This is a genomic window from Cryobacterium sp. HLT2-28 (assembly GCF_004402495.1).
Classification (GTDB): Bacteria; Actinomycetota; Actinomycetes; order Actinomycetales; family Microbacteriaceae; genus Cryobacterium; species Cryobacterium mannosilyticum.
In genome coordinates this window covers 1-15,102 of sequence record NZ_SOFH01000020.1, presented here as the reverse complement: position 1 = coordinate 15,102, position 15,102 = coordinate 1, and the positions used below count along the sequence as shown (strand labels likewise).

Below are 15,102 nucleotides of genomic sequence, written 5' to 3'. Positions count from 1 at the left end.
CTGGCGCGGGCAACCGGTGTTCACTGGGGGCATGAGATCGATTTGGAAGGGCGCGATCACCTTCGGACTCGTCAATGTGCCCGTCAAGGTCTACAGCGCCACCGAGGACCACGATGTCGCACTGCACCAGGTGCACGACAAGGACGGCGGGCGCATCCGTTACCAGCGCCGCTGCGAAATCTGCGGGCAGGTCGTGGACTATGCCCACATCGACAAGGCCTGGGACGATGGTGACCGCACGGTGATCCTCACCGACGCCGACCTGGCTTCCCTGCCGGCCGAGCGGAGCCGTGAGATCGACGTGGTCGAGTTCGTGCCGAGCGAACAACTCGACCCGATGACCTACGAGCGCAGCTATTACCTCGAACCGGACGGTTCATCGCCGAAGGCGTATGTGCTGCTGCGGCACGCTTTGCAGGCGACGGACCGCACCGCGATCGTGCGATTCGCCCTGCGCCAGAAGACCCGGCTCGGGGCGCTCCGCGTGCGCGGCGATGTGCTGCTGCTGCAGTCCCTGCTCTGGGCGGACGAGATCCGGGTGGCGGATTTCCCCGCCCTCGACGCGGAGGTGCGCATTTCGGCCCAGGAATTGGACCTGTCGGCGGCACTGGTCGAATCATTCGCCTCCGACTTCTCGCCTGGAGACTTCCGGGACGACTTCCAGGACCAGCTACGGGAGCTGATCGAGGCGAAGCTCGCGGCCGGCGACACGGTCGACACCAGCGTCACCTTCGGCCGCTTGTCCGGAGAGGGCGAGCAGGGCGCGGAAGGCGGCGGGGAAGTGCTCGACCTGATGGAGGCCCTCCGGCGAAGCGTCGAGCGCAGCCGTGCCAAGTCCGAAACGGCCAGCCGTGCGCGGCCGGGGAGAGGCGACGCGGAGCCCCGCACCGGCGCATCGGCGGGTTGACGGGATGCCGCGCTCCGCTGCGGGGAGCGCCTCGGTAGACTCGGGAATTGTGAGCGGGGCAGAGGAACGACAGGCAAGTTCGAGGGTGGCCACGCTGCCCAATCTCCTCAGCATGCTGCGGCTGGCCCTGGTTCCCGTCTTCCTCGTCCTGTTGATCCGCGGCGAGGATTCCTGGGCGTTGCTCGTGCTCGTCGTGGCTTCAGCCTCCGACTTCCTCGACGGGTTCCTCGCCAGGCGGTTCGACCAGGTCACCAGGCTCGGTCAACTGCTCGACCCGGCCGCCGATCGCCTGTACATCTTCGCGGCGCTGCTCGGGCTCGCCTCCCGCGGACTGGTTCCCTGGTGGATCGTGCTCGTCGTCGTCGGCCGGGATGTCTTTCTCCTCGGCCTCGGCGTCGTCCTGGCCAACTTCGGTTTCGGGCCGCTTCCCGTGCATCAGCTCGGCAAACTCGCCACCTTCTGCCTGTTCTACGCGCTGCCCATGATCATGCTCGGCCAGGCCTTCCCGATGCTGGCCTGGTGGTCTGGTCCGGTGGGCTGGGCATTCGGGATCTGGGGAGCCTTTCTTTACTGGTGGGCGGGCATAATCTACGCAATTGAAGCCGCCAGGGTGATTCGGCTTTCGCGGGTAAAATCGTCCGCTCAATCCGATACGCTGGACCAGTAGGAGGTGTACGGTGATTGATTCCAAAAAGACGAATGAACCCCAGCGCAAGGGCACGCCCGAAAACTTCGCCAACACCGACACGACGATGACGTTCAGCCAGGAGTTCGCGGCGCAGTTGGCCGCCCTCGACGGCGACGTCACGACGGAGGAACAGGAGGCCATCGCGGCCCTCCCCTCGGGGTCGGCACTGCTCGTCGTGCGTCGTGGACCGAATTCGGGGGCGCGCTTCCTGCTGGACGCCGACGTCACCACTGTCGGCCGTCACCCCAATGCGGACATCTTCCTTGACGATGTCACTGTCTCACGGCGGCACGCCGAGTTCCTCCGCCACGGCCGCACGTTCGAGGTGAAAGACCTCGTTTCGCTCAACGGCACCTACTTCGACGGTGTCCGGATCGATTCGGCCCAGCTGCACGACGGCGCCGAGGTCCAGGTCGGCAAGTTCCGGCTGACGTTCTACGCCTCGCGGCTCGACCTTTCGCCACTGGCGAGCGACTAGTGCCCGCGTCCTCTGCCCAGGCACGGCAGCCGGGCGCGACGTCACTCTTGAGCATCGGACAGGTGCTGGCCCGGCTGACCCCTGAGTTCCCCGAACTCACGCCATCCAAGCTGCGTTTCCTCGAGGAACAGAAACTCGTCTCCCCGGCACGGACCGAATCCGGTTACCGCAAGTTCTGCGCGGGGGACCTCGACCGGCTGCGTTTGATCCTGTTGATGCAGCGTGATCATTACCTTCCGTTGAAGGTCATTCGCGGCTACCTGGAAGACATCGACAACGGTCTCACCCCCACCCTGCCCGGCGGAGTGACCCCCGGCCCCTCGATGCTGTCCAACGTGCGCCGGCTGAGCAGGGACGAACTCCTGCGCGAAGCGGGGGCCGCCGCCACGCTCCTGCACGATGCCGTCTCCGCCTCGATCATCCTCCCGGCCGACGTCTACGGGGAGGACGCGCTCGGTGTGCTGCGTGCCCTCGTGGAACTGCAGCGCAGCGGCATCGAACCGAGGCACCTCCGCGGTTTCCGCGGAGCCGCCGAGCGGGAACTCGGCCTAATCGAAAGCGCCCTGGTGCCGCTGTCGCGCCGGAAGGACGCCTCCAGCCGGGCGAAGGCCGCCGAGATGGCGGTCGAAATCGCCGGCCAGCTCGAGGTGATTCGCGGGAGTCTGATCCGCTCCGCGCTGGGGCGTCTCACTAAATAAGCCATACACTGGAGACCGACGCCGCTCGAAGAGTGCCGCCGCGATCGACCCGAGTCTTCCTTGCATCCGACACGCCGATTTTGGTCGAGCGGATGTCATTGATCAGGGCGGTTCGCCTCGGTAGCGTTGACACAGCGATCATCGGCATCGCAGACACCCCCGAGAGGCGATCGTATGAGTGAGCTCAACCAACGAGACGACGCCTCCCGTTACGGACTCGGTCTCCTCTTCACCGACGGGATGCCGGAACTCGACGAACATTCCGGTTACCGTGGCGCCGTGGCAGCCAGGGCCGCCGGCATCAGCTATCGCCAGCTCGACTACTGGGCCCGCACCGAACTCGTCCAGCCGACGGTGCGTGGCGCCGCCGGATCGGGTTCCCAGCGCCTCTACGGCTTCCGGGACATCCTGGTTCTCAAACTCGTCAAACGACTGCTCGACACCGGCATCTCCCTGCAGCAGATCCGCACCGCCGTCAACCAGTTGCGCGAATCCGGCGTCAGCGACCTGGCCCAGACCACGCTGATGAGCGACGGCGCGAGCGTCTACCTGTGCACCTCGAACGACGAGGTCATCGATCTCGTCAGCCGCGGCCAGGGTGTCTTCGGCATCGCCGTCGGCAAGGTGCTTCGTGAGGTCGAGACCAGTCTCGTCGAACTGGACACCCAGACCATCGACCCGTCCGACGAGCTCGCCGCCCGCAGGACCAGCCGCAAGGTCTCCTGACCCTTTCCGCACTGCGCCTTCACCCGCACGTCCCGCCGCCTGGCACCGCCGCCGGGCGGTTTTTGCTGTCCGGGGTGTCAGTGCTGTTCGGCGTATTCGCCGATGCGCGCCGTGCGCAGCACCCGCTCGAGCAGCTGGTCGAAGTAGCGGGCCATCTCCTGGGCGCTGTCACCCGGCCAGGTGTGCAGCGGCTTCGCGGCGCCCTGCGCCTGCTGGAGCGATGTGCGCTCGGGAAGCTGGGGGCTGAGCACGAGCGGACCGAACATGTCGCGGAGTTCCTTGATCCGGAACTGGTGCTCGAGTGAGGCCGTCCTGGCCCGGTTGACGATGATGCCGAGAGGCTGGAGGCGAGGACTCAGGCCACGCCGGATCTCTTCGATCGCCCGCAGGGCGCGGTCAGCCGCCGCGACGGAGAACAAGCCGGGCTCGGTGACCACGGCGACGCGGTCGCTGGCCGCCCAGGCGGTGCGGGTCAGTGCGTTGAGGGAGGGGGCGCAGTCGATGAGGACGAGGTCGTAGTCCTTCTCGACCGTGGACAGCGCCTCTTCCAGCTTCCAGATGTCACGGATGCTGGGGTGCGGCCCGTCGAAATTGATCGCGGACGGGCTGCCGATCATCACGTCGATGGTGCCCTGACGGCCGCGGGTCCACCCGCTCGGCACAATGGCCGCGCGAACGACCTTCTCCTTGGGCGACGCGAGGACGTCGGCGATGTTCAGGTGGCCGGTCACCTCGATGTCCATGCCGGTCGAGACATCCGACTGGGGATCAATGTCCACAACCAGGGTTCGTACGCCGCGGGCGAAGGCAGCAGACGCCAGACCAAGGGTCACCGTGGTCTTGCCTACTCCTCCCTTGAGGGAGCTAACGCTTAGTACGTGCACAAGTAGATACGTTACCTTCACTAGTCTGGGAGAACCTAACCGTCAGCTGTGTGCGGCTCCACGCTCGAAAGGTCTGCATGTTCACGAAAATTCTTGTTGCCAACCGCGGAGAAATCGCGATTCGTGCGTTTCGTGCGGCGTATGAGCTCGGCGCCAAAACGGTGGCCGTGTTCCCGTTCGAAGACCGCAACTCTCTCCACCGGCTGAAGGCCGACGAGGCGTACCAGATCGGCGAGCCCGGGCATCCGGTGCGGGCGTACCTCACCGTGAGCGAGATCATCCGGGTGGCCAAGGAGTGCGGCGCCGACGCCATCTACCCCGGCTACGGGTTCCTCTCCGAGAACCCCGAACTGGCCCGCGCCGCCCGTGAAGCCGGCATCACCTTCATCGGCCCGGGCGAGCAGGTGCTCGAGATGGCCGGCAACAAGGTCACCGCCAAGGAGCACGCGATCGCTGCCGGCGTGCCGGTCCTGGGGTCCAGTGCGCCGTCCCGCGACGTCGACGAGCTCATCGCCGCGGCGGAGGAAATCGGCTTCCCCATCTTCGCCAAGGCCGTCGCCGGCGGCGGCGGGCGCGGCATGCGCCGGGTCGCCAAGATGAGCGAGCTCCGCGGCTCCCTCGAGGAGGCGATGCGGGAGGCCAACAGCGCCTTCGGCGACCCGACCATGTTCCTCGAGCAGGCGGTGCTGCGGCCCCGCCACATCGAGGTGCAGATCCTCGCCGACACGACCGGCGCCACCGTGCACCTGTTCGAACGCGACTGCTCGGTGCAGCGCCGCCACCAGAAGGTCATCGAGATCGCCCCTGCGCCGAACCTCTCCGACGAGATCCGCCAGCGCCTCTACGCGGACGCGGTCGCCTTCGCCAAGTCGATCGGCTATGTCAACGCGGGAACGGTCGAGTTCCTTCTCGACACCGTCGGCGAACGGGCCGGCCAGCACGTGTTCATCGAGATGAACCCGCGAATCCAGGTCGAGCACACCGTCACCGAGGAGGTGACGGATGTCGACCTGGTCGTCGCCCAGATCCGTATCGCCGCGGGGGAGACCCTTGCCGACCTCGGCCTGACCCAGGACAAGATCCAGCTTCGCGGCGCAGCGCTGCAGTGCCGGATCACGACGGAAGACCCCACCATGGGATTCCGGCCGGACACCGGCAAGATCACCACCTACCGCTCGCCCGGCGGCGCCGGTGTGCGCCTCGACGGCGGAACCATCAACCCCGGCGCCCAGATCAGCCCGCACTTCGACTCGATGCTCGCCAAGCTCACCTGCCGCGGCCGTGACTTCTCCTCCGCCGTGACCCGGTCCAAGCGCGCCCTGGCCGAGTTCCGCATCCGCGGAGTGTCGACGAACATCTCCTTCCTGCAGGCGGTTCTCGACGACCCCGACTTCGCCGCCGGCAACCTGAGCACCTCCTTCATCGACGAGCGACCGGAACTGCTCCGCGGCCGGGCTTCGAAGGACCGCGGCACGAAGATCCTGAACTGGCTGGCCGACGTCACGGTCAACAAGCCCAACGGCGTGCCGATCACCCTGCTGAACCCGGCCGAGAAGCTGCCCAAGCTCGACCTGTCCATTGCGGCCCCGGCCGGCTCACGCCAGCGCCTCCAGCTGCTCGGTCCGACGGGCTTCGCCGCCGACCTGCGCGCGCAGAAGGCCCTCGCCGTGACGGACACGACCTTCCGCGACGCGCACCAGTCGCTGCTGGCGACGCGGGTGCGCACCCGCGACCTCGTCGCGGTCGCCCCCTACGTGGCACGGATGACCCCGGAGCTGCTCTCGATCGAGGCCTGGGGTGGAGCCACCTACGACGTGGCCCTGCGCTTCCTCGGCGAGGACCCGTGGGAACGCCTCGCGTCGCTGCGCGAGGCCCTGCCGAACATCAACGTGCAGATGCTGCTCCGCGGCCGCAACACCGTCGGCTACACGCCGTACCCGGTCGAGGTGACCCACGCCTTCGTGCGTGAAGCCGCCGACACCGGCGTCGACATCTTCCGCATCTTCGACGCCCTCAACGACGTGTCCCAGATGCGCCCGGCGATCGACGCCGTGCTCGCGACCGGCACCAGCGTGGCCGAAGTGGCTCTCTGCTACACGGGCGACCTGCTCGACCCTGCCGAACCCCTGTACACCCTGGACTACTACCTGCGGCTCGCCGAACAGATCGTCGAGTCCGGCGCGCACATCCTCGCGATCAAGGACATGGCCGGGCTCCTCCGCCCCGCGGCCGCCGAAAAGCTCGTCGGCGCCCTTCGCGAGCGGTTCGACCTGCCGGTGCATGTGCACACGCACGACACGCCGGGCGGCCAGCTGGCCACCCTGCTCGCCGCGGCACGTGCCGGCGCCGACGCGGTCGACGTCGCCAGCGCTCCGATGGCCGGCACCACCAGCCAGCCGTCCGCCTCCTCGCTCGTCGCCGCCCTCGCCCACACCGAACGCGACACGGGCATCTCGCTCAAGGCCGTCTGCGACCTCGAGCCGTACTGGGAGGATGTGCGCCGGGTTTACCACCCCTTCGAATCGGGCCTCCGCGCGCCGACCGGCCGGGTCTACACCCACGAGATCCCGGGCGGCCAGCTCTCCAACCTGCGCACCCAGGCGGTCGCGCTCGGCCTGGCGGACGACTTCGAACTGATCGAGGACATGTACGCCGCGGCGAACAACATCCTCGGCCGTGTGCCGAAGGTCACTCCGTCGTCGAAGGTGGTCGGCGACCTCGCCCTCTACCTCGCCGCGGTGCGCGCCGACCCGGCCGACTTCGCCGAGAACCCGGGCAACTACGACGTGCCGGACTCCGTGATCGGCTTCATGGCCGGGGAACTGGGCGACCTGCCCGGCGGCTGGCCCGAACCGTTCCGCAGCAAGGTGCTCGCCGGGCGCAACATCCGCATCGGCGTCACCGAACTCACCGCCGACGAGCGGGGCGCGCTCGACAAGGACAGCCTCACCCGCCGGGCGATGCTCAACCAGCTGCTCTTCCCGGCGCCGACCCGCCAGTACGAGCAGATCCGCGAGCTGTTCGGGGACCTGTCGGTGCTCGACACCGTCGACTACCTCAACGGCCTCCAGCAGGGCACCGAGCACGCCGTCGAGATCGCGAGGGGCGTGCGGCTGTACGTGGGCCTCGAAGCCATCAGCGAGGCGGACGACAAGGGCATGCGCACCGTCATGACCACGCTCAACGGGCAGCTCCGCCCGGTCTTCGTGCGCGACCGCAGCATCACCGTCAGCACCAAGGCGGCGGAGAAGGCGGATGCGAACCGGCCCGGCCAGGTTGCAGCCCCGTTCTCCGGGGTGGTCACCCTGCAGGTCGAGGAGGGTGACACCATCGAGGCCGGTCAGAGCGTGGCGTCGATCGAAGCGATGAAGATGGAAGCGGCGATCACGTCTCCCATCAGCGGCGTCGTGGACCGGGTCGCGATCCCCAAAACCCAGCAGGTGGATGCGGGCGATCTGCTCGTGGTGGTGCGACCGCGCTAGGATTGGGGCCGATCTATCGACGAAGGGACGGGTCTTTTGTCAGATAAGCGCACAGGCAACGAGGATTCCGGTCAGGAACCCTCCATGTCGCCTGGCACCGTTCCCGGCGACGAGTACAACAGCGAACTGCCGCCGCACACCATCCAGAACCTGGCGGCCGCCCTTCCGGGCAACCTGAACGGGCGAGCGGATGCGTCGTTGTCCGCCCGGCCGGTAACCGGCACCCGTCCGGGTCGCTCCGGCGGCCCCCGGGCGGCGGATTCGGCCGCGCACCCGGCCACGCACACGGTCGAGATCAGCACGCCGGGCGTCGCCCGCGCCGCCCGCCCGGCGACGGGCGTCGTCGCCGCGCTGTCCGTCCCGGCGGCCGATTCTTCCGCCGCCACCCACTCCCGTCGTGAGCGTCTCCGCACCGAGAACGGCCCGGCGCCGGAGTCGGCGTCGATGCTCACCTCCGACCGTCTGCTCGCGGTCAACCGCAAAACCAAGCCGCCGCCCCACGGCACCTGGAACAGCTTCGTCTACGCGGCGACGCTGCACCTGGTGAACCTCGGCGATTCGGCCAAGGTTCGCGCCCACAACGCAATGGATGAGCGCATCCGCCGCGAGTTCGAAGGTGGCACCCGGTTCGTGCCGATCCTCACCCGCAAGGGCGGCGTCGGCAAGACCACCGTCACCGCGCTGCTCGGCATGGCCCTGGCCGACGCCCGCGAGGACCGGATCATCGCCGTCGACGCGAATCCCGACCGCGGCACGCTCTCCGAACGGGTCAGCAAGCAGACCAGGTCGACCGTGCGGGACGTGGTGTCGAAGGCCGCGTCGATCGGAGGCTTCACCGACTTCTCCGCGCTGGTCTCCCGCGACGCCACCCGGCTGGACATTCTCGCCTCCGACACCGACCCGCTCCTGTCCGAAGCGTTCGATGAGAACGACTACAACGTCGTCGCCGACCTCGCCGCCCGGTACTACTCGATCATGCTCACCGACTGCGGCACGGGGATCGTCCACTCGGTCATGCGCGCCACCCTGCAGCGCGCGGACTCGATCGTCATCGTCTCCGGCGGCAGCGTCGACGAGGCCCGCCTCGCCTCGGAGACCCTGACCTGGCTGGAGGCCAACGGCTACGGCGACCTGGTGCGCAATGCCATCGTCGCCCTCAACACGGCGACGCAGGGCACCAACCTGGTCAAGCTCGAGGAGATCGAATCGCATTTCCGGTCGAGGGTGCGGGAGATCGTGCGTATCCCGTACGACCCGCAGCTGGCCGCCGGCAGCGTGATCTCGTACAACGACCTCAAGCCGATCACCCAGCTGGCGGCCAGAACCCTCGCTGCCCTCGTGGTGGAGGGCCTGCCGGCCGACCGCGCGGTCTGACCTGACCCGCACTGCCGGCACCAGCGCCACCGTCACCGCGGCAATCGCCGCATGAACCGACTTGGAGTCTTCCCTGTGCCCGAGCGCCAGATCCGACTATTCGGAGATCCCGTACTCAAGACCGTCTCCGACCCGATCGGCGTCATCGATGCCCGGGTGCGGGGCCTCGTCGACGACCTGGTCGACAGCGTGCGCCTCCCCGGCCGGGCCGGCGTGGCGGCGTCACAGATCGGCGTCAACCTGCGGGCCTTCAGCTACAACGTCGACGGCGTGATCGGCTACATCATCAACCCGGTCGTCGTCGAGGTGACCGGCGAGCCCGAGCTCGTCGAGGAGGGGTGCCTCTCGGTGCCCGGCCTGTGGTACCCCACCAGCCGATTCCCGTTCGCACGCGTCTCCGGCATCGACCTCGAGGGCAACCCGGTCGAACTGTCCGGGACCGGCATCATGGCGCAGGCGCTGCAGCACGAGACCGACCACCTCGACGGTCTGCTTTACCTCGACCGGCTCGACAAGGAGAACCGGCGGGCCGCCATGAAGGAGATCCGCCAGTCCACCTGGTTCTGAGCCGTTGGGCTGCCTGCCGCTGAACTACCGGCGCTGAGCCACCGGTTCGTCCGACTCAGCCGCGCAGCGGGTTGCTCTCGGTGATCGGCGAACCCGCGTACATGCCCTCGATGACGTCGGCGAAATCCTTGAGGATGACGTCCCGCTTGATGCTCAGCTTCGGAGTCAGGTAGCCGTTCTCCTCGGTGAGCTCGGTGCTGAGCACGATGAACTTGCGGATCGACTCGGCCCGGGAGACGTGATCGTTGGCGTGGTCGACCGCACGCTGCAGCTCGGCGACCACCGTCGGATTCACGGCCGCCGCGGCCAGTGACATGCCGGCATCCTCGCCGTTGTTGTTCAGCCAGACCGCGAGCATGTCAGGGTCGAGCGTGACCAGGGCCGCGATGAACGGCTTGCGGTCACCGACCACGACGACCTGCCCGACCAGCGGATTGGAGCGAATCGGGTCTTCGAGGGCGGCCGGGGCGACGTTCTTGCCGCCGGCCGTGACGATGATCTCCTTCTTGCGCCCGGTGATGGTGAGGAATCCCTCGCTGTCGAAGTCGCCGATGTCACCCGTGCGGAGCCAGCCGTCGTCGAACGTGGCGGCGGTCGCGTCGGGGTTCTTCCAGTACTCCTTGAAGACGTTGACGCCCTTCACCTCGATCTCGCCGTCGTCCATGATCCGCACGGAGACGCCGGGCAGGGGTGGGCCGACGGTGCCGATCTTGAACTTGGTCGCGAGCCCGACGCTGGTCGGCGCCGTCGTCTCGGTGAGGCCGTAACCCTCGAGGATCTTGATCCCGAGGCTGTGGTAGAAGTGCCCGAGGTGGGCGCCGAGGGGCGCGGATCCTGACACGGCGTACTTGACGTTGCCGCCCATCGCGGCGCGCAGCTTGCTGTAGACGAGGCGGTCGAAGATGGCGAACTTGATCTTCGTCATCAGCGGAACCGGTTTGCCCTGGTCGACGAGCATCGAGTGGTCGACGGCGATCTGCGCCGCCGCCTCGAAGATCTTGCCGCGGCCGGCCGCCTCGGCCTTCTGCTCTGCCGAGTTGTAGACCTTCTCGAAGACGCGAGGGACGGCCAGCAGGAACGTCGGCTTGAACGTGCCGAGCGCGGGCAGCAGCTGCCGGGTATCCGGCTGGTGGCCGACCCGCACTCCGGCCTGAACGCAGAGCACGGCGATGAACCGGGCGAAGATGTGCGCGGTCGTGATGAAGAGCAGCGTGGACGCTCCATTCTCGTCCTCGAGGACCTCCTTGAGCGCGACCGAGGCGTTGCGGGTCGTCTCCACGAAGTTGGAGTGGGTGAGCACGCAACCCTTCGGGCGGCCCGTCGATCCGGAGGTGTAGATCAGCGTGGCCATGTCGTCGCCCACGGCGAGGTTGCGGCGGCGCTCGATCTCGGCATCCGTGACACCGGTGCCGGAGGCGGCGAGCTTGTCGAGGTCGCCCAGGCCGATCTGCCAGACGGTCCGGATGCTCGGCAGGTCGGGGTGCACCTCGTCGAAGCGGGAGAAGTGGTCTGCCGTTTCGAGGATCACGGCTGTGGCACCGGAATCGCCGAGGATCCACTGGATCTGCATGGGGGAGCTGGTCTCATAGACCGGGACGAGCACGGCCCCGGCGTACCACGCGGCGAAGTCGATCAGCGTCCACTCATACCTGGTCTTGCACATCAGGCCGATCTTGTCGCCGGGTTCGATCCCATTGGCGACGAGGCCCTTGGCCAGCGCCACCACCTGACGGTGGAACTCACTGGTCGTGACCGGCGTCCACTGACCATTGACGGGCAGTGAGAAGAGCACGGAGTCAGGCGTGGCCGCGACGCGGGCGGCCAAGAGGTCGGTGACGTTGGCCTGAGGGTCGGCGGGAACGATTGCGGGCTGGTCGAACTGTTTCACGGTAACTCCTTTGGCACCGGACGGGTTTGCGCCCACTCTATCCGCGTCGGCCGGCGGTCGTGGACGTTTCGTCTGGCAGGGTGCTGGTTCACTACACTCTAGAGTGGACGCCCCGGCATCCCTGATCGCCCCGCGGCGTATTTCCCCCGGCCACACCTACGAAAGAAGTTCGCTGTGCACGCGATTGGGATTGATATCGGTGGCACCAAGATCGCCGCCGCCCTCGTCGATGAGTTCGGGACGATCATCCGTTCCGATCGCCGCCCCACCACGGCCAGCGACCCGCGCGGCATCGAGGATGCCGTCGTCGAGATGATCGCCGGCCTCGCCGAAGGTGAGGAGGTCGTCGCCGCCGGAATCGCCGCCGCCGGGTTCATCGACGCAGCCCAGTCGGTCGTCTACTACGGCCCGAACGTCAACTGGCGCCACGAACCTCTCCGCGCCACGCTCGAGGCTCGACTCGACATGCCGATCCTGATCGAGAACGACGCCAACGCAGCCGGCTGGGCGGAATTCAGCTTCGGCGCCGGCCAGATGTACAGCGACATGGTCATGCTCACCATCGGCACCGGCGTCGGCGGCGCGATCATCTCCGAGAACCGGCTCTTCCGCGGCGGCTTCGGCTGCGCCGCTGAGCTCGGGCACCTGCGGATCGTCCCGAACGGGCGCTCCTGCGGCTGTGGAGCCCAGGGCTGCATCGAGCAGTACGGGTCCGGCCGGGCCCTGCTGCGGATCGCCAACGAACTGGCGGATGCCGGCGGAATCGGCCAGGGCCTCGCCGCCGCCCGCAAGGGGAAGGGCAAGCTCACCGGCAAGGACGTCGGCCGGTTGATCCAGGACGGCGACAACGGCGCGCTGGCCGCGCTGCGCCAACTGGGCAGTTCGCTCGGCCAGGCCTGTGCCAGCCTGGCCGCCGTGCTCGACCCGCAGATCTTCGTCTTCGGCGGCGGAGTCGCCGACGCCGGCGACCTGCTGCTGGATCCGATCCGCGCCGCCTACCTGGAGAACCTCCCGGCCCGGGGTTACCACCCGGAGGCGGAGTTCGCCATCGCCCAGCTCGTGAACGATGCCGGCGTGGTCGGAGCGGCCGACCTCGCGCGGAAGCACGTTTTCACGAAGTAGGCTCAGGGAGTCCAACGGAGGGAGCCCAATGTTTTATTGGTTCATGAAGAACATTGTCATCGGTCCGCTGGTGCTCGGTATCTTCCGGCCCTGGGTGGTCGGGCTGGAGAACATCCCCAAAGAGGGCGGCGTGATCCTCGCCAGCAACCACCTGTCCTTCATCGACTCGGTGTTCCTGCCGCTGGTCGTGTCGCGGCGGGTCGTCTTCCTGGCCAAGAGCGAGTATTTCACCGGCAAGGGTCTCAAGGGCTGGGCCACGCGCCAGTTCTTCAAGGCCACCGGGCAGCTCCCCATCGACCGGTCGGGCGGCAAGGCGTCGGAGGACTCCCTGAACACCGGCCTGCGCGTGCTCGCCGGCGGCGGCGTGCTCGGCATCTACCCGGAGGGCACGCGCAGCCCCGACGCGAAGATGTACCGCGGGCGCACCGGGGTGGCCCGGATGGTGCTCGAGGCCGGCGTGCCGGTGATCCCGGTGGCGATGATCGACACCGAGAAGGCCATGCCGACCGGGACCCGCATCCCGAAGGTGCGCCGGATCGGAGTCGTCATCGGCACGCCCCTGGACTTCAGCCGGTTCGACGGCATGGAGGGCGACCGGTTCGTGCTCCGTTCGATCACCGACGAGCTGATGTACGAACTGCAGCGGCTGAGCACCCAGGAGTACGTGGACGTCTACGCCACCAGCGTGAAAGAAAAGCGGGCAAGCCTTTCGCGATAAGCTCGCGTCATTGGTTTCGCCCAGATTCCGAGGCCCCAACCGGCCACAATCCCAGCCCCGGCAGGCAGTCTTCCCGCGTGCCGCCTAAGAGAAAACAGGACTAGCCCAGTGGTAGACCCTACCGAACCAGTCGTTGTCGCAGATCGATCTGTGATCGCTGGCCTGGACTATTGGCGCACACGGCCGATCAAGCAGCAGCCGACCTGGCCCGACTCCGAGGCCGTGGCCGCGGCATCCGCTGAACTGTCGACGCAGCCGCCGCTCGTCTTCGCGGGCGAGGTCGACATCCTGCGGGACCGGCTGGCCCAGGCCGCCAACGGTGAGGCTTTCCTGCTGCAGGGCGGTGACTGTGCCGAAACCTTCAGCGGCGCGACCGCCGAGCAGATTCGCAACCGGGTCAAGACCGTGCTGCAGATGGCCGTGGTGCTCACCTATGGCGCGTCCATGCCCGTGATCAAGATGGGGCGGATGGCCGGCCAGTTCGCCAAGCCGCGCTCCAGCGACTTCGAGACCCGGGGCGGCGTCACCCTGCCGGCCTACCGCGGCGACATCGTCAACGGCTACGACTTCACTCCCGAATCGCGCGAGGCCGACCCGGCCCGCCTGGTCAAGGGCTACCACACCGCGGCATCTACCCTCAATCTCATCCGCGCGTTCACCCAGGGTGGATTCGCCGACCTGCGTCAGGTGCACAGCTGGAACCAGGGCTTCGCGGCGAACCCGGCGAACCAGCGCTACGAGAAGGTGGCCAAGGAGATCGACCGGGCCATCAAGTTCATGATCGCCTGCGGCGCCGACTTCGAGGCGATGCGTCGCACCGAGTTCTACACCAGCCATGAGGGGCTGCTGATGGACTACGAGCGCCCGATGACGCGGATCGACTCCCGCACCGGCACGCCGTACAACACCTCGGCGCACTTCATCTGGATCGGCGAACGCACCCGGGAACTCGACGGGGCGCACGTGGACTTCCTCTCGCGGGTGCGCAACCCGATCGGGGTCAAGCTCGGCCCGACCACATCGGCCGACGACATGCTGCGCCTGGTCGACAAGCTCGACCCGAACCGCGAGCCCGGACGCCTGACCTTCATCACCCGGATGGGCGCCGGCAAGGTGCGCGACGCGCTCCCGCCGCTGCTCGAGGCGATCAAGGCCAGCGACGCCAAGCCGCTCTGGATCACCGATCCGATGCACGGCAACGGCGTCACCACCCCGACCGGCTACAAGACCCGTCGGTTCGACGACGTGGTCGACGAGGTGCGCGGCTTCTTCGAGGCGCACCGCGCTGTCGGAACCCACCCGGGCGGCGTGCACGTCGAGCTGACCGGCGACGACGTCACCGAGTGCCTCGGCGGCTCGGAGCACATCGACGAGGCCGACCTCGCGACCCGCTACGAGTCGCTCTGCGACCCGCGGCTCAACCACATGCAGTCCCTTGAGCTCGCGTTCCTGGTGGCCGAGGAGCTCGCCGCCCGCTGATATGTAGGGGTTTTTGTCAAGGGGGCATGTTTGAGCGGCGCCCGGGATGATTGGTAGTTCGTGTTCTGACGGGTATGCGGGGGCGTACTTT

The 15,102-nt window shown here is 67.7% G+C and carries 13 protein-coding genes; 11 read left to right on the top strand and 2 right to left on the bottom strand.

Annotation, left to right across the window (positions count from 1 at the left end):
- Positions 1 to 31: 31 nt before the first annotated feature.
- The 5 genes from E3O48_RS09410 (at position 32) to E3O48_RS09390 (ending at position 3,497) form a co-directional block, all read left to right on the top strand.
- Positions 32 to 907 carry a Ku protein gene (locus tag E3O48_RS09410; protein WP_134538315.1) on the top strand — a complete coding sequence of 292 codons (876 nt, stop codon included), beginning with the start codon at positions 32 to 34 and terminating at the stop codon, positions 905 to 907.
- Between the two features lie 112 nt (positions 908 to 1,019).
- The gene (locus E3O48_RS09405) at positions 1,020 to 1,574 is read left to right on the top strand and encodes a CDP-alcohol phosphatidyltransferase family protein (protein ID WP_241974727.1); all 555 of its coding nucleotides are present in this window, start codon (positions 1,020 to 1,022) and stop codon (positions 1,572 to 1,574) included.
- Positions 1,575 to 1,659: 85 nt separating this feature from the next.
- A complete protein-coding gene (locus tag E3O48_RS09400; RefSeq protein ID WP_134508610.1) occupies positions 1,660 to 2,073 on the top strand; it encodes an FHA domain-containing protein in 414 nt (137 codons plus the stop codon).
- A complete protein-coding gene (locus tag E3O48_RS09395) occupies positions 2,073 to 2,771 on the top strand; it encodes a MerR family transcriptional regulator (protein ID WP_134538311.1) in 699 nt (232 codons plus the stop codon). The genes E3O48_RS09400 and E3O48_RS09395 overlap by 1 nt, the downstream gene beginning before the upstream one ends.
- Positions 2,772 to 2,945: 174 nt before the next feature.
- Positions 2,946 to 3,497, top strand: a complete 552-nt coding sequence (locus tag E3O48_RS09390; protein ID WP_134508499.1) for a MerR family transcriptional regulator — start codon at positions 2,946 to 2,948, stop codon at positions 3,495 to 3,497.
- 77 nt (positions 3,498 to 3,574) lie between these two features.
- Here the strand turns inward: E3O48_RS09390 and E3O48_RS09385 are convergent, their stop codons facing one another.
- Positions 3,575 to 4,381 carry a ParA family protein gene (locus tag E3O48_RS09385; protein WP_134508497.1) on the bottom strand — a complete coding sequence of 269 codons (807 nt, stop codon included), beginning with the start codon at positions 4,379 to 4,381 and terminating at the stop codon, positions 3,575 to 3,577.
- Positions 4,382 to 4,458: 77 nt separating this feature from the next.
- Here E3O48_RS09385 and E3O48_RS09380 point away from each other — a divergent pair, with 77 nt between their 5' ends.
- From E3O48_RS09380 to E3O48_RS09370, 3 genes are all read left to right on the top strand, one after another.
- A complete protein-coding gene (locus tag E3O48_RS09380; protein WP_134538309.1) occupies positions 4,459 to 7,863 on the top strand; it encodes a pyruvate carboxylase in 3,405 nt (1,134 codons plus the stop codon).
- A gap of 84 nt (positions 7,864 to 7,947) precedes the next feature.
- Positions 7,948 to 9,237, top strand: a complete 1,290-nt coding sequence (locus tag E3O48_RS09375; protein ID WP_241982481.1) for a MinD/ParA family protein — start codon at positions 7,948 to 7,950, stop codon at positions 9,235 to 9,237.
- 75 nt (positions 9,238 to 9,312) lie between these two features.
- Positions 9,313 to 9,804, top strand: a complete 492-nt coding sequence (locus E3O48_RS09370) for a peptide deformylase (protein ID WP_134508606.1) — start codon at positions 9,313 to 9,315, stop codon at positions 9,802 to 9,804.
- Between the two features lie 55 nt (positions 9,805 to 9,859).
- Here E3O48_RS09370 and E3O48_RS09365 read toward each other — a convergent pair whose 3' ends face one another.
- Complete coding sequence (locus E3O48_RS09365) at positions 9,860 to 11,692, bottom strand: long-chain fatty acid--CoA ligase (RefSeq protein ID WP_134538307.1); 1,833 nt, start codon at positions 11,690 to 11,692, stop codon at positions 9,860 to 9,862.
- A gap of 174 nt (positions 11,693 to 11,866) precedes the next feature.
- Here E3O48_RS09365 and E3O48_RS09360 point away from each other — a divergent pair, with 174 nt between their 5' ends.
- The 3 genes from E3O48_RS09360 (at position 11,867) to E3O48_RS09350 (ending at position 15,011) form a co-directional block, all read left to right on the top strand.
- On the top strand, positions 11,867 to 12,814 hold the full coding sequence (locus E3O48_RS09360; RefSeq protein WP_134538305.1) for an ROK family glucokinase: 948 nt from the start codon (positions 11,867 to 11,869) through the stop codon (positions 12,812 to 12,814).
- A 28-nt stretch (positions 12,815 to 12,842) separates the two neighbouring features.
- The gene (locus tag E3O48_RS09355; protein ID WP_134508489.1) at positions 12,843 to 13,532 is read left to right on the top strand and encodes a 1-acyl-sn-glycerol-3-phosphate acyltransferase; all 690 of its coding nucleotides are present in this window, start codon (positions 12,843 to 12,845) and stop codon (positions 13,530 to 13,532) included.
- A 150-nt stretch (positions 13,533 to 13,682) separates the two neighbouring features.
- Complete coding sequence (locus E3O48_RS09350; RefSeq protein WP_134538303.1) at positions 13,683 to 15,011, top strand: class II 3-deoxy-7-phosphoheptulonate synthase; 1,329 nt, start codon at positions 13,683 to 13,685, stop codon at positions 15,009 to 15,011.
- Positions 15,012 to 15,102 lie beyond the last annotated feature (91 nt).